At 70.7% G+C, this 16,219-nt stretch carries 18 protein-coding genes and 1 pseudogene; 8 read left to right on the plus strand and 11 right to left on the minus strand.

What is annotated here, in order from left to right; genetic code table 11:
• Positions 1-43: 43 nt before the first annotated feature.
• The 5 genes and pseudogenes from KUG39_RS02500 to KUG39_RS02520 form a co-directional block, all read right to left on the minus strand.
• Positions 44-745: a glutathione S-transferase family protein gene (locus tag KUG39_RS02500; RefSeq protein WP_286192858.1), complete on the minus strand. Its 702-nt coding sequence runs from the start codon at positions 743-745 to the stop codon at positions 44-46.
• Between the two features lie 145 nt (positions 746-890).
• Positions 891-1,151, minus strand: a complete 261-nt coding sequence (locus KUG39_RS02505; RefSeq protein ID WP_216912533.1) for a DUF2442 domain-containing protein — start codon at positions 1,149-1,151, stop codon at positions 891-893.
• Positions 1,144-1,377, minus strand: coding sequence for a DUF4160 domain-containing protein (locus tag KUG39_RS02510; protein ID WP_216912535.1), 234 nt, complete (start codon positions 1,375-1,377; stop codon positions 1,144-1,146). Before KUG39_RS02510 ends, KUG39_RS02505 begins: the two co-directional genes overlap by 8 nt.
• A 226-nt stretch (positions 1,378-1,603) precedes the next feature.
• Positions 1,604-2,539, minus strand: a pseudogene (locus KUG39_RS17525) (integron integrase).
• Positions 2,476-3,384, minus strand: coding sequence for an MBL fold metallo-hydrolase (locus KUG39_RS02520; protein WP_216912537.1), 909 nt, complete (start codon positions 3,382-3,384; stop codon positions 2,476-2,478). The pseudogene KUG39_RS17525 and the gene KUG39_RS02520 overlap by 64 nt, the downstream one beginning before the upstream one ends.
• 35 nt (positions 3,385-3,419) lie before the next feature.
• Between KUG39_RS02520 and KUG39_RS02525 the strand changes: the two genes are divergently transcribed.
• Both KUG39_RS02525 and KUG39_RS02530 read left to right on the plus strand, forming a co-directional pair.
• On the plus strand, positions 3,420-4,724 hold the full coding sequence (locus tag KUG39_RS02525; RefSeq protein ID WP_216912539.1) for a diacylglycerol kinase family protein: 1,305 nt from the start codon (positions 3,420-3,422) through the stop codon (positions 4,722-4,724).
• A gap of 10 nt (positions 4,725-4,734) precedes the next feature.
• On the plus strand, positions 4,735-6,279 hold the full coding sequence (locus tag KUG39_RS02530; protein ID WP_216912541.1) for a metallophosphoesterase family protein: 1,545 nt from the start codon (positions 4,735-4,737) through the stop codon (positions 6,277-6,279).
• 16 nt (positions 6,280-6,295) lie between these two features.
• On the opposite strand, the gene KUG39_RS02535 is transcribed toward KUG39_RS02530, so the two are convergent.
• A complete protein-coding gene (locus KUG39_RS02535; protein ID WP_216912543.1) occupies positions 6,296-6,943 on the minus strand; it encodes an NAD(P)H-dependent oxidoreductase in 648 nt (215 codons plus the stop codon).
• A 157-nt stretch (positions 6,944-7,100) separates the two neighbouring features.
• Here KUG39_RS02535 and KUG39_RS02540 point away from each other — a divergent pair, with 157 nt between their 5' ends.
• Positions 7,101-8,120 (plus strand): methyltransferase, encoded by a 1,020-nt coding sequence (locus KUG39_RS02540; RefSeq protein ID WP_216912545.1) that lies wholly within the window; start codon positions 7,101-7,103, stop codon positions 8,118-8,120.
• A gap of 14 nt (positions 8,121-8,134) precedes the next feature.
• Here KUG39_RS02540 and KUG39_RS02545 read toward each other — a convergent pair whose 3' ends face one another.
• The gene (locus tag KUG39_RS02545) at positions 8,135-8,329 is read right to left on the minus strand and encodes a hypothetical protein (protein ID WP_216912548.1); all 195 of its coding nucleotides are present in this window, start codon (positions 8,327-8,329) and stop codon (positions 8,135-8,137) included.
• A 94-nt stretch (positions 8,330-8,423) separates the two neighbouring features.
• On the opposite strand from KUG39_RS02545, the gene moaB reads away from it, so the two are divergent.
• Positions 8,424-8,924, plus strand: a complete 501-nt coding sequence (gene moaB / locus KUG39_RS02550) for a molybdenum cofactor biosynthesis protein B (RefSeq protein WP_216912550.1) — start codon at positions 8,424-8,426, stop codon at positions 8,922-8,924.
• Positions 8,924-10,678, plus strand: a complete 1,755-nt coding sequence (locus KUG39_RS02555) for a mechanosensitive ion channel family protein (RefSeq protein WP_216912552.1) — start codon at positions 8,924-8,926, stop codon at positions 10,676-10,678. Before moaB ends, KUG39_RS02555 begins: the two co-directional genes overlap by 1 nt.
• Positions 10,679-10,693: 15 nt before the next feature.
• On the opposite strand, the gene KUG39_RS02560 is transcribed toward KUG39_RS02555, so the two are convergent.
• Positions 10,694-11,083 carry a DUF6970 domain-containing protein gene (locus KUG39_RS02560; RefSeq protein ID WP_216912554.1) on the minus strand — a complete coding sequence of 130 codons (390 nt, stop codon included), beginning with the start codon at positions 11,081-11,083 and terminating at the stop codon, positions 10,694-10,696.
• 78 nt (positions 11,084-11,161) lie between these two features.
• On the opposite strand from KUG39_RS02560, the gene KUG39_RS02565 reads away from it, so the two are divergent.
• The gene (locus tag KUG39_RS02565) at positions 11,162-11,653 is read left to right on the plus strand and encodes a nucleoside deaminase (protein ID WP_216912556.1); all 492 of its coding nucleotides are present in this window, start codon (positions 11,162-11,164) and stop codon (positions 11,651-11,653) included.
• Between the two features lie 7 nt (positions 11,654-11,660).
• Here the strand turns inward: KUG39_RS02565 and KUG39_RS02570 are convergent, their stop codons facing one another.
• The 3 genes from KUG39_RS02570 to KUG39_RS02580 form a co-directional block, all read right to left on the minus strand.
• On the minus strand, positions 11,661-12,314 hold the full coding sequence (locus KUG39_RS02570; protein WP_216912558.1) for a putative antibiotic biosynthesis monooxygenase: 654 nt from the start codon (positions 12,312-12,314) through the stop codon (positions 11,661-11,663).
• 75 nt (positions 12,315-12,389) lie between these two features.
• Positions 12,390-13,934, minus strand: a complete 1,545-nt coding sequence (locus tag KUG39_RS02575) for a PhnE/PtxC family ABC transporter permease (RefSeq protein WP_216912560.1) — start codon at positions 13,932-13,934, stop codon at positions 12,390-12,392.
• Entirely contained in the window at positions 13,931-14,701 is a 771-nt protein-coding gene (locus KUG39_RS02580) for a phosphonate ABC transporter ATP-binding protein (protein WP_216912562.1), read from the minus strand. The genes KUG39_RS02575 and KUG39_RS02580 overlap by 4 nt, the downstream gene beginning before the upstream one ends.
• A gap of 115 nt (positions 14,702-14,816) precedes the next feature.
• Between KUG39_RS02580 and KUG39_RS02585 the strand changes: the two genes are divergently transcribed.
• The gene (locus tag KUG39_RS02585; RefSeq protein WP_216912564.1) at positions 14,817-15,188 is read left to right on the plus strand and encodes a DoxX family protein; all 372 of its coding nucleotides are present in this window, start codon (positions 14,817-14,819) and stop codon (positions 15,186-15,188) included.
• A 91-nt stretch (positions 15,189-15,279) separates the two neighbouring features.
• Positions 15,280-16,188, plus strand: a complete 909-nt coding sequence (locus KUG39_RS02590; protein ID WP_216912566.1) for a cation diffusion facilitator family transporter — start codon at positions 15,280-15,282, stop codon at positions 16,186-16,188.
• Positions 16,189-16,219 lie beyond the last annotated feature (31 nt).

Genomic DNA, 16,219 nt, shown 5'->3' on the forward strand with positions numbered 1-16,219 from the left:
TAACCACCCGATCGCTACCGGCAAGTCTTCACAGTCGCACCGGCTAGCCTGTGAACCGGGCGACGATCGGCATATCCTGCGCCACGTCTGGAGAGATCTCACGCGCGTCGGAGAATGCACTGACGAACCCCGGCCTTTTAGCCAACGTTGCGAGGTAGCGTCGGAACCCTTTATCGCGGCATAGACCGTAAACCCTCGCCCAGAAAACACTGTGGCCAACCACACAGTCCGCTGCCGTGAACTCGTCACCGCAGATGTACGGCGCCTGCTCGAGACGTCGAGCAATCTGCGGCTCCACTTCCTCGGAAAACTTCTTGCGATAGCGAGCGACTGTGCGCGGGTCGCGCTCGGCGTGTGGCAACACATGTTCATGGATCCGGATCTGCCAAAGCATCATGTCCATCCACGTTGACCCAAAGTGAAGCATTTGCAGGTAGTCCGCGCGCTCGGGTGTTGCATCGGGCCTAGGTGCTAGACCCTTGTCAGGGTAGGAATCTGCGAGAAAGGTGACGATTGCGGCACTCTCGATGATGCATTGTGTCACGCCCGTGTCCCATGTCACTTCTAGGACTGGGACACCGTGATTAGGATTGAGTTCAATAAACTCGGCGCTGTACTGAATGCCGTCATAGAGTTCGACCCTCTCGATTTCGAATGCGTCGCCGACCACTTCATGCAGCATCCATTTCACGCGGGCACTGCGAGTCGCGGGGTAGTGGTATAGCCTTAGATGCCTGATGTTCATAGCGAGCTTGAATGAGTAGCAACAGTAGCTCCTCTACATAGAGATGCTGGCATGCTGTAACGCCTAACGCTCGCCATCACCTGGCCGCAAGGAGACAGTGGGGTTTGCAGGGCTCACTTGGAGGCGGCTCAGGTGCATGGCGGTGTTAGCTGACCAGAGCCTTTGCCTGGGGCGCTGGCGCACCTCGAAGCAGGCCTTCCACACTTAAATCCTCATCGACATCTGGCCAGTGGATTCCGTAGCCTGCCCCTGCAATCTCCCAGTTGTTACGCTCCTGGGAGGTTGCATGTAGAAGCCTTGGGAACCAAGCCAGCGGTACCGAGATAGAACGACCGTCAGCTAGGTCGACGATCAGCCGGTCTTCTGTCAAAGCAACGTCAGTGACCTGCTCACCAGGGTTAGCCATGAAACTCCTCCCATGCTTTCAGCAGGATAGCTCTGTTCAAGCTGACCAGCCGTTCAATTTCACGCAGCTCTCTTGCGCTGAAACCAAGGCTTGAGGACAGTGCCACAGGAACAAGCCAGACTTTGCAAGACGCCTTATCTCTGTCGACATGAACATGGGGAGGCTCGTTTGACTCGTGACTGTAGAAGTAGACCCTATAAGGACCGCATCTCAGGATTGTCGGCATCCGAAAGCGCTACCATCACATCAATGATACCGACCTCGGCCTTCCTGTGCACCTAACAGTATTTCGGCGAGTCCGGTATCCATCCCGCTCGGGGGTCTCCGGCGGCATAAGAAACCTGCGAGACCATGATCAAGCCTTGGAGCTCGCTCCAGCGTAAGGCTTTTCTCTGGCGTTGCTCTTGGGTGACGGAGACATGGGCGGGTCCGAGATCCAGCGGTTCAGAACGCTACAGAAGGTCCACCGGGCTCATCACCCCACAGGGGCCACGATTCAGCACATGCGTATAGATCATCGTGGTCTTCACGTCGCTGTGCCCCAGCAATTCCTGGATGGTGCGGATGTCCTGGCCACGCTCCAGCAGGTGAGTCGCAAACGAGTGGCGAAAGGTGTGGCAGCTGGCAGGCTTGCTGATTTCGGCCCGCAGGATTGCCCGCTTCACCGCCTTCTGAATCACGGACGGGTCAATGTGGTGCCGGCCTTCCGTTCGAGTCCCTGCGTCACGCCAACGGTGCGATTGGGGGAAGACCCACTGCCAGCCCCATTACGAGGCGGCGTTCGGGTACTCCCTTAGGTCGGCTCGGTGCATCTGCCGCACCACCAACAGATGATTCTGCAAGGGCTCCATGAGGTTTGCGGGGAGCACGGTGACCCGGTCCTTGTCGCCTTTGACGCTGCGGACGGTCACTTGCCTGACCTCAATCTCCACGTCCTGCACCCGGAGCCTCAGCGCTTCCATCAGCCGCAGTCCGCTGCCATAGAGCATCTGCGCCACAAGCTGTTCGGTTCCCTGGAGCCGTTGCAGCACCTCCCTCGTCTCCGCCACCGTGAACACCACCGGCAACCGCTTGGGCTGCCGGGCGCGCACCACCCCTTCCAGGTTGCCCACATCTCCCCCAAGCACGTGCCTGTAGAGAAAGAGCAGGGCGGATAGCGCCTGGTTCTGCGTGGAGGCACTCACTTGCCCCACCGTGGCCAGGGGATGCCGCATCCCGTGAAAGCGCAGAAAGCGTTTCACCCACTGGGCATCAGTTCCTCCCGGTAACGATCCATCAGCCTCGGGCCGGGAGTCGGAGCCATGGGAACAAGGCGGAGCCGCCTTCAGGGTTCCCCGCCCCGGTCCACCCCCACCCGTGCCAGGGTCGCCGCCAGCTCCCGCCGCCATTCGCCGGGGGCGAAGTGGTGCCAGCGGCCGTGGCCGGGTAGGAGCCAGCGCACGTCCAGATCCAGGAGCCGCTCCACCGAGCGCACCTGCTCCTGCCAGTCCCACCAGCAGTAGCGGCGGGAGGCCACCACCCCGGGGGGATCCACCCCCCACCAGAGGTGATCGCCGCTGAACAGCACCTGGCCGGCGAACAGCACCGCCACCGAGCCGGCGGTGTGGCCCGGCACCGGCAGCACCAGCAGGTCGTCGTCGAGCGTGATGGGTTCGGTCCCCTCGAAGCGATGCTCCGCCTCCGGGGCGGCATCGGCATCGGCGGTGTGGATCCAGCGCTCGGCGCCGAAGTGCCGGGCCCAGGCGTCGTGGTCGGCCACGTCGTCGCGGTGGCTGAGCAGGATCTGCTGCAGGCCGCCCAGGGCACCGATCCGGCGGGCCAGGGCGCCGCTCCAGCGCGGTGAATCGATCAGCACGTTGTCGTGACCCCCATCGGCGCGGCGTCGGGTGATCAGCCAGCTGCTGGCCCCGAAGCTCTTGCGCGAGGCCCAGCCGCCGTAGTGCACCTCCCCCGCCGGCAGGCTGCACACCAGCGACGGAAAGCCATCGGCCGGGCTCCGGGCCAGCAGCTCCCTGGTGGTGCCGATCGCCGCCACCGGGCAGGCCTGCAGCGCCAGCAGCGCCGCGCGGGTTTCGCCCTCGCCCCACGGCTGGGCCCACACGTGCGACGTGCGGCCGGTGGGGGCGAAGTGGGCCGGATCGAACTGCCAGCAGGTGCCGCAGTCGATGCAGGCCCTGTCCACATAGAACGGCCCCTCCGCATTGGCGGCCAGGCGCTGCTGGGGACGGGCCATGGGAAGGTGGCGGCGACGCCCCTAGCCTGATCCCCATGGCCCATGCCCTGGCGCTGCTGGCAAGTGCGTCGCGCCGCGAGGCGCTGCTGGACTGGCTCGACCGGCAGTCGCTGGCGCTCGCCGGCTTCCCCCTGCTGGCCAGCGCCGAACTGGCGGAGCGGCTCCGCAGCGACCCTCGCACCGCCCAGCTGCGGGTCACGCCCCTGGCGGCCCTCGCCGAGGGGGGTGACATCCAGGTGGCCGCCGAGGTGCTGGCCGGTGCGGTGGACCTGGTGGTGGCCTTCCTCGATCCGGCGGCGCCGGCGGGCACGTCGCCCGACGCCGGGCTGCTGATCCGCGCCTGCGATCTGGCCGCCGTGCCCCTGGCCCTCAACGCCGCCACCGCCGAGCTGGCCCTGCGCGGCCTTTCCCACGGCCGCTCGGCCTACCTGCTGTTCAATCCCGTCGCCGGTCAGGGGGATGCCAACGCCGATCTGGCCCTGATCCGCTCGATCCTCGAACCCCAGCTGCTGGTGACGGTGCTGCTCACCCGGGCCGGCACCGACCCGGCCGACCAGTGCCGGGAACTGGTCGAGCTGCTCCAGGCCCGGCCGGCCGACGAGGCGGGCAACGCCATGATCGTGGCCTGCGGCGGTGACGGCACCGTCTCGGCCGTGGCGGGGGCGGTGGCGGGCACCGGCATTCCCCTCGGCGTCATCCCCCGCGGCACCGCCAACGCCTTCGCCTCGGCGCTGTTCATTCCCACCGACCTGGTGGCCGCCTGCGAAACGATCCTGGCCGGCCACACCCACGTGGTGGATGCCGCCCGCTGCAACCACGTGCCGATGACCCTGCTGGCCGGGGTCGGTTTCGAGGCCGGGATGGTGGATCGCGCCACCCGCGAACTCAAGACGATGCTGGGCCCGCTCGCCTACGTGCTCGCCGGCGCCCAGCAGCTGGCGTCCCAGCAGCCGTTCCGGGCCAGGGTCGAGATCGACGGCACCGTCACCGATGTGCAGGCCGCCGCCATCACCGTGGCCAACGTGGCCCCCGCCACCTCCGTGCTGGCCCAGGGCTTCGGCCGGGTGATCCCCGACGACGGTCTGCTGGAGGTCACCATCGCCTCCCCCGCCACCCGCCTGCAGGGCCTCAATGCCCTCGCCTCCCTGCTCACCTCCGCCGTGGTGCAGTCGCCCGCCAACCACCCCGATCTCCTCTGTCTGCGCGCCAGCCGCATCACCATCACCACCGACCCGCCCCAGCGGCTGGTGATCGACGGCGAGATGCTCGAGGCCGACCCGGTCACCTTCACCTGCCTGCCCGGCGCCCTGACGGTGTTCGCGCCGCTGCCGCCACCGTGAGCGGGCTTCCATGAACCTGGCCACCGAGGCGGGCGTCGCCACCAAGATCCGCCGCATGGCCGACCGGGTGCGCTGGGGCCATCCCGCCCTCGCCCGCCACGGCATCGACCCCTGCCGCCTGGCGATCGACGGCGATCCGGGCAGCCCCGAGGCCTTCTCCTTCCTCGTGCTCGGCGACAGCGGCACCGGGCTGCATCGCCGCGACACCCCCCAGCGGCGGGTGGCGGAGCAGCTGCTCGCCCATGGCGCCGATGCCCGCTTCCTGCTCCACACCGGCGACGTCGTCTACCCGGTGGGCTCCAGCGAGCAGTATCCCGACAACTTCATCCGTCCCTATCGGGAGTGGATCGTGGGCGGCGAAGACTGGGAGCGGCTGCGCTACGACCGGCTCGTCTTCCGGGTGCCGTTCCTGCCGGTGCTCGGCAACCACGACTACTACGACCTCCCCCTGCCGCTGGGGCTGCTCGCCGGCGTCACGGCACCGTCGCGGCGGCTGCTGCGCTCCTGGATCCAGCTGGATGTGGGCTGGCACGGCTCCTTCGTGGGCCAGGCCTGGGCCCGCGCCTTCCTCGATGGGCTGGGCGCCGTGCCCGAGGCCGAGCTGGAGGAGCACCTCGCCCGCACCCGCACCGCCAGCGTCGACGGGGCCCGCTGCCTGCTCTACCGCCCCGGCGCCTTCACCCGCCTGCCCCACCGCCACTACAGCGTCCGCTGGGCCGGGGTCGATGTGTTCGCCCTCGACTCCAACACCTTCAACCAGCCCCTGCCGGCCGGCGCCGACGACGGCCAGCTGCGCCGGCGGCGCCAACGGCTCGACGCCGAACGGGCCACCCTGCTGCTCTCCCTGGGCCCCCTCGGCGGCGACGAGGACGCCCGCGACGACCGGGCCGCCAAGGCCGAGCAGCTCGACGAGCAGATCCGGGACATCGACAAGCAGCTCGAAGGCGGTCCGCCGGCGGTCGACCAGGAGCAGCTCGACTGGTTCGCCGACGCCCTGATCGCCTCCTGGCGCAACCCGGACGTGCGGGGCCGGCTGCTGGTGCTGCACCATCCCCCCTACGTCACCGAAACCAGCAAGTGGGACCAGGGCCAGACCCTGGCGGTGCGGGCCCGGCTGCGCGGCGTGCTGGATCGCGTCGCCGCCGCCCTCGGGCCGCTGCCAGCCGGGCGGCCCCTGATCGATCTGGCCTTCAGCGGCCACGCCCACTGCATGGAGTTTCTCCAGACCGCCGACACCGGCCACGGCGATGCCCACATTCCCTGGCTGATCTGTGGCGGCAGCGGCTACAGCCTGCGCCGCCAGCGGCGGGAGGGGCCTCTGCTCCAGGAAACCGTCGACGGCCGGGAGCGCCCCCTGGCCCAATCCCGTCTGTTCCTGGGTCGCTCCGGGCGCGGCTCGAGCCTGCGCCGAACCTATTCCGGTCTGCGGGTGGATGTGGGCAGCGGCACGCCGCTGCGGCTCCGCCTCATTCCCCTGGTGGCGGAGAAGGCCGAGGGCCGCTGGCGTCACGAGGCCCTCGATCCGATCCTGCTGCCAGCGACAGGGCCGGCGTAGCGGGGCGGCTGACCATTCAGCGGTGTTCGATCACCGCATCGAGCGGGTAGCGGACCTTGGCCAGGTCGGCGTACTTGTCGGCCGGATCGCGATAGCCGGCGACGCACACCACGGCACTGCGGTAGGGACTCCCCTCCAGGCCCAGCAGGCGGTCGTAGTCGGGTGGCGAGAAGCCTTCGATCGGGCAGGTGTCCACCTGCAGCAGGGCGGCGGCGGTCATGAAGTTGCCCAGGGCGATGTACACCTGGTTGCTGGCCCAGCTGGCGATGGCGGCGCTGCGGGGGCCGTCGACCAGATCCTTCTGCATCAGCTGCCGGTAGCCCTCCAGCTGCTCCGCAGGCACGCCGCGGGCTGAGCTCGTGGCCTCGATCAGCCGCGTCAGATCGCCCAGCTCGATCGTTCGCCGCGCCAGGAACACCACCAGGTGCGAGGCATCGGTGATCTGGGACTGGTTCCAGGAATGGGGCCGCAGTTCGGCGCGCAGCGCCGGATCCTCGATCACCAGGAACTTCCAGGGCTGCAGGCCGTAGGAGGAGGGGGTGAGCACCAGCGCCTGCTCCAGCGCTACCCACGTGTCAGCGGGAATGCGGCGGCTGGGGTCGAACTGCTTGGTGGCGTAGCGCCAGCGCAGGGCGTCAAGCAGCTCGGCGGAGCTCAGGGTCATGGCTGGGGAGTGAGGTGACGGGTGGTCTCGCCCGGAACCTAAGGGGTCAGCGCCCGTGGTGTCTGTGTCGGCGCACCGGTCACCCGCGGTCAACGAACCCCCAGGGATGACCCTGGTGCAGGGCAGGTGTAGACCGGCAACGCCCCGCTCAGCTTCGATGGACCCCAGCGCGGATCTCTCCGGCCTTTTCCTCCAGCTGGCCTGCGGCAACTGGGTGACCCAGATGCTGCATGTGGCCGCCGAACTGGCGATCGCCGACCATCTGGCCGCCGCCGGGCCGGAGGGTCTGGCGGCCGAGGAGCTCGCCGGCCGCTGCGGCGCCGACGGGGAGTCCCTGTTCCGGCTGCTGCGGGGTCTGGCCAGCCTGGGCGTGTTCGCCGAGAGCGAGAGCCAGCCGCGCCGCTTCGTGCTCACTCCCCTGGCCGAACTGCTGCGCAGCGACCACCCCGGCTCCCTGCGCCAGTTCGTGCGCATGCTCGGCGGCGAGCACTACGACGCCTGGACCGACCTGCTCCACAGCGTCCGCAGCGGCGAGAGCGCCTTCCGCCACCACTTCGGCGAACCCGTCTTCGACTGGTACGGCCACAACCCCGAGCGCGGCGCCATTTTCGACGGCGCCATGACCGACTTCTCCCGCGTCGAGACCGAGGGGCTGCTGGCCACCTGGGACTTCAGCGCCTCCCGCCACCTGATCGACGTGGGCGGCGGCCGCGGTGGACTGCTGCAGGCGGTGCTGCGCCAGCACGGCCACCTGCGCGGCACCCTCTTCGATCAGCCGGCGGTGGTGGCGCCGGTGACGGTGCCGCCGGAGCTGGAGGGGCGCTTCAGCGTCGTCGGCGGCGACTTCTTCGCCAGCGCGCCGGCCGGCGGCGACACCTACCTGCTCAAGCACATCCTCCACGACTGGGGCGATGACGCCTGCCTGACGATCCTCGGCCACATCCGCGCCGGCCTGGCCCCGGGCGGGCGGCTGCTGATTCTCGAGCAGGTGATCCCCCCGGGCAACGATCCGGCCCCGGGCAAGCTGCTCGATCTCAACATGCTCGTGATGACCGAGGGGGGCCGGGAGCGCACCCCTTCGGAGTACGCCCAGCTTCTGGAGCGCGCCGGCCTGCGCCTGGCGGGGATCCACCCGACCCCATCACCGGTGGCGGTGGTGGAGGCGGTGGCAGCCTGAGCGCGGCCCCCGCGTCACACCAGCAGCCCGATCACCAGGGCGATGGCCCCGCCGATGGGGCCGAAGAAGAAGAAGCTGCCCATCGCCGCGGCCAGCTCGCGGTCGTGGCGGGTGTAGAGCTGCAGCACCAGCACATAGCTGATGCCGGTGCTGAGCAGGAAGCCCGCCAGACCGAACAGCAGCCCCCGCCCCAGCCGTTTCCAGGTCATCCCCGGGTTCTCCGCTTGGCCTGCTTTCCTCGACAGTCAGTGTGCCAGAGGCGTTCTCCGCCCTAGCGTCGGTGCCAGCCCAGCCCCAGGATCCGTGAGCCTCTCCATCGCCCTGCTCACGGTCTCCGACACCCGCAGCCTTGCCGACGATCCCTCGGGCGATGCCCTGCAGCAGCGGCTCGAGGCGGCCGGCCACCGGCTGCTGGAGCGCAGCCTGGTGCCCGACGACCGCTACCGCATCCGCGCCGAGCTGAGCCGCTGGATCGCCGACCCCGCCGTCCAGGTGGTGATCAGCTCCGGCGGCACCGGCCTCACCGGCCGCGACGGCACCCCCGAGGCCGTGGCGCCCCTGCTCGACAAGACGATCGAGGGCTTCGGCGAGCTGTTCCGGGTGCTCTCCTTCGAGACGATCGGCACCAGCACCCTGCAGAGCCGGGCCCTGGCCGGGGTGGCCAACGGCACGGTGGTGTTCGTGCTGCCCGGCTCCCTCGATGCGGTATCCACCGCCTGGGACCGGCTGATCCGCGCCCAGCTCGACGCCACCACCCGACCCTGCAACCTGGTGCAGCTGCTGCCGCGGCTCACGGAAACCTGATGCAGCCCCGTGTCCTGCGGCGGCGGACCCGGCCCTGGTGGCTGGGGGCCCTCGCCCTGCTGCTCGCCGTCGGCCTCTGGTGGCTGCCGCCGGCCGGGGCGATGGGCGCCGCCACGGCCGATGGCAGCGGGGCCCGTGGGCCCGGGACAGGCCCGGCCGACCCCGGCGGCGTGGTGGCCGCCGGCAGTTTCGAGCTGGCCAAGGTGCGGATCCTCGGCGTTCCCGCCCTCACCGTGGCCTCTCCAGTGGTGGGCCATCAGGACAATGCTCCCGACGCCCGGCGCCGCGCCGAGGTGATCGAAGGCAACCTGCGCCTCCTCTACGACCCCGAGCACCTCTGCAGCGAGAGCGAACAGATCGCCGAGTGGATCCTGGTGCGGGTGCTGGGGGGAAGTGATGGGGCCTGTGAGCCGTCGCCGCTCCAGCGGGTGACGGGGAGCGCCCCCGAGCAGCTGGTGGTGGAGCGCCGGCAGCTGCCGGGGGGCGATGTGGTGCTGGAGGCCAGGGTGCCGGAACGCTCCGAACCCCTGCCGCTGCTCACGGTCACCCGGGCCGACGCCAGCCTCAACGGCGTCAGCGCGATGACCCTGGGGGAACGCTGGCAACAGCGGCTGCAGCGCCGCCTGCGCCATGCCCGCAAAGTGATGCAGCCGGCCGATCTGCGCCGCCGCTGGCAGTTCACCCTCACGGTGCAGCTGGCTCTGGCCCTGCTCACCGCCGCCACCCTCTGGCTGTGGCGCTGGAACCGGGTGCGCTGCGCCGCACTCATCAGCCGCCGCAGCCCCACCCCTGATCGGGCCCTGGAGCAACGCCTGCAGCTCCACCAGGTCTTCGGGCTGGTGCTGCTGCTGCTGGTGCTGCTGCAGCTGATGGTCATGCTGGCCCTGGGGGTGATGGCCGTCCCGGGCAAGGTGCCCCTGGGGCTGCAGTTGCTGCTCCAGCCCGTTCATTCCCTCCTCAAGGTGCTGATGGTGGGGCTGGCCGCCCTGCTGGCGCGCTCCCTGGCCACCTTCCTGCTGCACCAGTGGGCCGACGGCTCCAGGGTGCCGGTGGAGGAGCAGGCCCGCCGGGAGCAGCGGCACCGCAGCCTGCTGCGGGTGAGCCATCGCCTCATCGATCTGGTCTGCATCCTGCTGGCGGCCGGCTGGATCCTGATCGACATTCCCGGGATCCGGGCCGCCTCCTCCTCCCTGCTGCTGGCCGGCGGCGCCCTGCTCGGCGGCCTGGCCCTGGTGTTCCAGGGGCTGCTGCGGGACTTCGTCGCCGGCCTCGCCGTGCTGATCGAAGACCGCTACGCCATCGGCGACTGGGTGGAGATCAATGGCCTCGAGGGGGACGTGGTGGATGTGGGTGTGCTGAGCACCCAGCTGCACTGCTTCGACCACCGGGTGGCCGTGGTCCAGAACAGTGCTTTCGACCGGGTGGTGAACCACACCAAGCTGCGCTCCGGGGAGGAGGTGAAACTGCTGATCTCCCACCGCTGCACCTCCATCGGCCAGGCCCTGGGGGTGGTGGCCGAGGAGCTCGCCGCCTTCCACACCGACCCCACCTGGGGACCCCGCCTGCTGACGCCCCCCCTGCTGCGGGGCGTCAGTGCCACGGGCCCGCTTGGCATCACCGTGAGCGTCCTGCTCACCACCGTGACCGGCGAGCAGTGGGCCTGCGCCCGTGAGCTGCAGGGGCGTCTGGTGGCCCGCTTCCAGCGGGAGGGGATCCCCCTGGCCGATGGCCTGGAGCTGGTAGGGCGGGGCTGATCAGGGTGGGCCCGATCACCGCGGATCGCGCCAGAGCAGCAGGCCCTCGCGGCGCCGCTCATGGAAATCGCCGGCCCGACCATCGCCCCGGCCGGTGAGGCCCCCGTCCGGGGCAGCGATCACCCGGCCCTCGGCATCGAAGAGCGTGCTCATCTGGTCGCAGCACTGGGGCGGCAGGTAGTACACCACCTGGCCCCGGTAGCGATAGCGCCACACGGTCTGGGGCGGATTGCCGGGCGGCTGGGCCTTCATCTGCCCGATCAGCCGCTGCAGCCAGGGCGGGGCGGCCGGGGAAGCCAGGGCCGTGGGGGCAAGGGCGCCCAACGCCAGGGAGCTCACCATCAGCGCGGCAGCGGCCAGGCCCGCCCCCCGCAACGGCCCGCAGCGGGCGGCCCTCCCTGCCATCGGCGGCCCCTGGCGTGATCTCGAAAGGGAGGCTGCCACGGCCGGCGCGGCTACGGTGGGGCGTGCGCAGGAAGGTTCATGGCTGCAGCGACGCCGGACCACGAGACCTTCATCCGACAGGCCATCGCACTGTCCCGCAAAGCGGCCCTGGAGTACGGCACCGGCGGGGCCTTCGGGGCGGTGATCGTCAGGGATGGCGTGGTCATCTCCCAGGGGATGAACCGCGTCGTGGCCAGCCACGATCCCACCTGGCACGGCGAGATGGAGGCGATCCGGCTGGCCTGCATCACCCTGCAGAGCTTCAAGCTGCCCGGCTGCATCCTCTACACCTCCGCCGAGCCCTGTCCGATGTGCATGGCCACCTGCTACTGGGCCGGCATCGAGGCGGTGTACTACGCCGCCACCGTGGAGGACGCCCTGGAGTACGGGGATTTCGACGATCGTCCGATCTACGAGCAGCTGGCCCTGCCGAAGGAACAGCGCTCGATCCGGCTCACCCAGATCCTGAGGGAGGAGGCGGTGGAAGTCTGGAAGGAGTACCAGGCCAGGCCCGACCGGGTTCGTTACTGAGGGGGGCTCAGGTGCTGGTGGCGGGCAGGACCCGGAACAGCAGCAACAACAGCCCCAGGCTCGCCAGGATCGCCGTCAGCGTGAGCCGCTGGCCACGCCGGCTGCCGGTGCCCTCCAGCCACGGCCGGCACAGCCGGCTCACCCAGGGCACCAGCCACCAGCCCGTGAGGGCCACGCTGCAGACATTGGCCAGCAGCAGGCCGCTGGGACCATCCAGCGGCAGGGGCCGGAGCAGCACCCGCAGCACCTCCACGGTGGGGTAGAGCACCAGCAGCACCAGCAGGTTCACCTTCCAGACGGGCACCCGGCGGCGCACCGCTTCCCCCAGCCAGCGGGCATAGCCGTCCCAGTCGCCGTCCCCCGCGTAGCGGTAGCCGCCGCGCTCGGCCGGGTTGAGCAGGTTCCGCCGCTCCGGGCTGTCCATCCAGCCCAGAAAATCGGCCAGGCTGGCGAAGGTCAGCGACGATTCGTAGAGCAGTTCCCCGTTGTCGGCCTGACCCAGGGGGTTGGGCAGGCTCTCCTCCACGAAGCCGGGGTAGCCGCGGGCCGCGGCCCGCAGCCGTTCCTCCAGCTCCAGGAAGCCGGTTCGGGCCGTCGGCGCGACGCGGTGCAGGAACCGGTAGTGGAAGGGTGGGCCAGGGGTGTCGGGACTGGATCGCATCGGGGGCATCGCAGCGGCACCGGGGCCGGCTCACCTTGGGTCATCCTCCCGGGGAGTGCCACGCGGGGGGCACCCTCAGGCCGCCCGCAACCAGCGGTGCCGGGCCCGGTCGCTGAGGTCCTCGCCGGCCAGGGTGAGCAGGGCGTAGACCGCCACCAGCGCCAGCAGCTGGTCCCAGGCGAAGGAGCTGAGGCTTTCCAGCAGCTGGCTGCCCAGCCCGGTCGCCCCCACCAGACCCACCACCACCGATTCCCGCAGGATCACATCGGCCCGGTAGGCGCCGTAGGCCAGGTAGGGCCTGGCCAGGGCGCTGAAGCGGCCGTAGAGCAGGGCCAGCCGCGGTCCGCTGCCGCCGCAGGCCATGGCCTCCTCAGCGGCCGGGTCGGTGGCGTCGACACTCTCCAGCAGCAGCCGGCCCAGCACCCCCAGGTTGTGGAAGCCCAGGGCCAGGGCGGCGGTGATCACCCCCGGCTGCAGCACGAACAGCAGCAGTAGGGCCGTCAGCGGCGGCGGCCACAGGCGCCCCAGGGCCCAGAGCAGCCGCAGCCCCTGCCGCGCCCAGCCCACCGGCGCCAGCAGCAGCAGCAGCAGCGGCGCCAGCCCCACCGCCAGGCAGGCCGCCAGGGCGGTGAGCAGCAGGGTGCCGCCCACCAGCCGCGGCCAGGGGAGGGCCCAGGTAGCGGCCCAGTCGCCGCCGCCCAGGCCCGGCAGCGGCTGCCAGTTGAGCAGGGCCGCCGGATCCACCCCCAGGGCCCGGCCCACCAGGACGCAGAGGGGCACCAGGGCCGCCAGGGCCAGCAGCATCTCGCGGCTGCGTTCGCCCACCCCCCGCCGGGCCAGCACGAACCGGCCGGGCACCAGCCAGCGCCGCCGCAGCAGGCTGATGCCCGCCTCCAGGGCGAGCATCACCGCCAGCAGCAGCCACAGGCCGCTCCACAGTTCATGGAACTCCAGCGACTGCAGCGTGAGTTTGAGGTCGGTGCCCAGGCCCCCGAGGCCGAACACCCCCAGCAGGGTGGCGCTGCGCAGGGCGCACTCCAGCCGGTAGCCGCCGTAGCTGAGCACCCCGGGCAGCAGGGCCGGCCCCAGGGCCGTGAGCAGGGCCGCCGGTGCCGGGGCGCCCGCCGCCCGCAGGGCCTCCAGGCCGGTGGTGGGCAGGGCATCGAGCAGGTCGGACAGCACCCGGGCCACCAGGGCGCCGAAGGGCAGGGCGATCGCCAGCACCGCCACCGCCGGTTGGAGCCCCACCAGCTGGAGCAGCAGCAGCCCCCAGATCAGCTCATGGATCGCCCGGGGCAGGGCCAGCAGCCGGCGGATCAGCTCCGCCGGCAGGGCGCTGCCGGTCAGGGTGCGCCAGACGGTGCGGGAGCTGCACGCCCCCAGCAGCAGGCCGAGCACCAGGCTGCCGGCCCAGCCCAGCAGGGCCATGCCGACCGTCACCCCCAGACCCTTCAGCAGCGAGGCGAGCACCACCGGATCCAGCGACGGGGTCACCGCCGCCAGCGCGAAGCTGCCGATCAGCTCCCAGCCGCCCCCGTGCACCAGCGGCGGCAGCAGGACGACCAGGGGCACCAGCACCAGGGCCGGCAGCAGCATCAACAGCGGCGGGGCCGGTTTCAAGGGGCCGCGCCGGGGGGGGTGCCCCCATAGAGGTCCGCCAGCAGGTCGGGGTTCACCTGGCCCACCGGCCCGTCGAACAGCACCCGGCCGTCCTTGAGGCCCACCGCCCGGTCGAAGCCGTCGAGCAGGTCGGGGCGGTGCAGGCTCAGCAGCAGGGCCCGGGGAGCCTCGGCCTGGGCCAGTAACAGCGCCAGCAGCTCACCGGCCAGGCGCGGATCGAGGCTGGCCAGGGGCTCATCGGCCAGCAGCAGGGTGGGCTCCTGGCGCAGCAGGCGGGCCATCGCCACCCGCTGGCGCTGGCCGCCGGAGAGGGCCGTCACCGGTTGCTCCAGCAGGCCCGGATCCAGATCCATCGCCCGCAGGGCCGCCGCGCAGGCCTCGGTGTCGAGCGGCAGCAGCAGGTTGAGCAGGGCCCGGGGCCAGCCCCAGCGGGCCAGGCGGGCGGCGTTGAGGTTCTGCTGGACGGTCAGCTCCTCGATCAGGCGCAGGTCCTGCCAGAGCGTGCCGATGCGGGCCTGCTGGAGCCGCCGGCCGCGGCGGGAGCGGGCGGGGGGCTGGCCTTCCCAGAGCACCGTGCCCGCCGCCGGCGCCAGCAGGCCGTTGGCCACCGCCAGCAGGGTGCTCTTGCCGGCGCCGCTGGCCCCCAGCAACGCCACCCGCTCGCCGGGGGCCAGGCTCAGGTCGACGTCCTCCAGCCGGGGCCGGTCGCGGCCACTGACCCGGACGCCCCGCAGCGCGAGCACGGCGGTGGCGGGGCCGGCGGCCATGGAGGGCGGGAAGCACGTACGTCCGATCCAGATTGCCAGCCGTCAGGCCGGGGCCTGTTGGCTCGTCAGGCCGGGGGGAACCCCAGCAGACTCTCCCCTATCCGCACGGCAAGCGATGACGTCCTCCCCCGGATCCAGGCCCTCCCTCCTCGATGGCATCGCGCGCGTGCTGCTCTGCCTGGTGTTCATCCACGCGGTGATCGGCAAGCTGACCGGGTTCGGCGCCGTGGCCGGGATGATCGCCGGCCGGGGCATCCCCCTGGCGCCGGTCCTGCTGGCGGCGGCCGTGGCCCTGATGGTCGTGGGGTCGGTGCTGGTGATCAGCGGCTATCGGGCGCGGCTCGGGGCGATCCTGCTGCTGCTGTTCCTGGTGCCCACCACCCTGCTGTTCCACAACGAGGTGGCCGACCCCCAGGAGCGGATCGCGCTGTTGAAGAACCTCTCGATCATGGGGGGCCTGCTGCTGGTGGCCGAACGCCGCCCCTGAACGGGCCAAACCGCGACCCCAAGCGACGCCGTGGCCAGGCTGGGCGAGCATGGGCGGGCGGCATCCTCCCCCTGGCGACCGGTCCGATCCCATGGTCTTCGCGTCCCCCCGCTCCTACATCCTTCTGTCGGTGGCGGCGGCGGTGGCCACCATCGTGCTCAAGACGGCCGCCTGGCGATACACCGGCTCGGTGGGCCTGCTCTCGGATGCGATGGAATCCGGGGTGAACCTGGTGGCGGCCCTGGGGGCCTTCTGGGCCCTCACCCTCGCCGCCAAGCCCGCCGACCGCACCCACCACTACGGCCACTTCAAGGCCGAGTACTTCTCCAGCGGCCTGGAGAGCGTGCTGATCGTGCTGGCGGCCCTGGCGATCATCCACGCCGCCGTGGGGCGCCTGCAGACTCCTGAGCCCCTGGAGCAGCTGGGGCTGGGCATGGCCCTCTCCCTGGTGGCCACCCTGCTCAACGGCGTGGTGGCCTGGGTGCTGCTGCGGGCCTCCCGCCACTTCCACTCGATCACCCTGCGGGCCGACGCCCACCACCTGTTCACCGACGTCTGGACCTCCGCCGGGGTGCTGCTGGGGATCGGCCTGGTGAAGCTCACCGGCCTGACGATCCTCGACCCGCTGATCGCCATCGCCGTGGCGCTCAACATCACCCTGACGGGGTGGAATCTGCTGCGGGAGACGGCCACCGGCCTGCTCGACCGCTCGCTCCCCATCGACGAACAGGAGAAGCTGGAGGCGCTGCTGGCCTCCCATGAATCGGAGGAGATCCGCTTCCATGCCCTGCGCACCCGGGTGGCCGGATCGCGGCGCTTCGTCGCCCTGCACGTGCTGGTGCCGGGCCGCTGGACCGTGCAGGCCGGCCATGACCTCTGCGAGCGGCTGGAAGAGGAGATCGCCATCGCCCTGCCCCGCAGCGATGTGCTGACCCACCTCGAGCCGATCGAGGATCCCAAAGCCTGGGACGACCAGGGATTCCGCTGGGAGGAGGGCTGAGCCCCATACGATCCAGCCAGCCGTCGCACCG

The organism is Synechococcus sp. CCAP 1479/10 (assembly GCF_019038515.1).
Classification (GTDB): domain Bacteria; phylum Cyanobacteriota; class Cyanobacteriia; order PCC-6307; family Cyanobiaceae; genus Cyanobium.

Coding starts and splice junctions, on each gene's coding strand:
- KUG39_RS02535 (WP_216912543.1), bottom strand. CDS start 6,943: ATGACCCTGAGCTCCGCCGAGCTGCTTGACGCCCTGCGCTGGCGCTAC.
- KUG39_RS02570 (WP_216912558.1), bottom strand. CDS start 12,314: ATGCGATCCAGTCCCGACACCCCTGGCCCACCCTTCCACTACCGGTTC.
- KUG39_RS02555 (WP_216912552.1), top strand. CDS start 8,924: ATGCAGCCCCGTGTCCTGCGGCGGCGGACCCGGCCCTGGTGGCTGGGG.
- KUG39_RS02585 (WP_216912564.1), top strand. CDS start 14,817: ATGACGTCCTCCCCCGGATCCAGGCCCTCCCTCCTCGATGGCATCGCG.
- KUG39_RS02510 (WP_216912535.1), bottom strand. CDS start 1,377: ATGCCGACAATCCTGAGATGCGGTCCTTATAGGGTCTACTTCTACAGT.
- KUG39_RS02520 (WP_216912537.1), bottom strand. CDS start 3,384: ATGGCCCGTCCCCAGCAGCGCCTGGCCGCCAATGCGGAGGGGCCGTTC.
- KUG39_RS02565 (WP_216912556.1), top strand. CDS start 11,162: ATGGCTGCAGCGACGCCGGACCACGAGACCTTCATCCGACAGGCCATC.
- KUG39_RS02580 (WP_216912562.1), bottom strand. CDS start 14,701: ATGGCCGCCGGCCCCGCCACCGCCGTGCTCGCGCTGCGGGGCGTCCGG.
- KUG39_RS02545 (WP_216912548.1), bottom strand. CDS start 8,329: ATGACCTGGAAACGGCTGGGGCGGGGGCTGCTGTTCGGTCTGGCGGGC.
- KUG39_RS02540 (WP_216912545.1), top strand. CDS start 7,101: ATGGACCCCAGCGCGGATCTCTCCGGCCTTTTCCTCCAGCTGGCCTGC.
- KUG39_RS02505 (WP_216912533.1), bottom strand. CDS start 1,151: ATGGCTAACCCTGGTGAGCAGGTCACTGACGTTGCTTTGACAGAAGAC.
- KUG39_RS02590 (WP_216912566.1), top strand. CDS start 15,280: ATGGTCTTCGCGTCCCCCCGCTCCTACATCCTTCTGTCGGTGGCGGCG.
- KUG39_RS02500 (WP_286192858.1), bottom strand. CDS start 745: ATGAACATCAGGCATCTAAGGCTATACCACTACCCCGCGACTCGCAGT.
- KUG39_RS02530 (WP_216912541.1), top strand. CDS start 4,735: ATGAACCTGGCCACCGAGGCGGGCGTCGCCACCAAGATCCGCCGCATG.
- KUG39_RS02525 (WP_216912539.1), top strand. CDS start 3,420: ATGGCCCATGCCCTGGCGCTGCTGGCAAGTGCGTCGCGCCGCGAGGCG.
- KUG39_RS02560 (WP_216912554.1), bottom strand. CDS start 11,083: ATGGCAGGGAGGGCCGCCCGCTGCGGGCCGTTGCGGGGGGCGGGCCTG.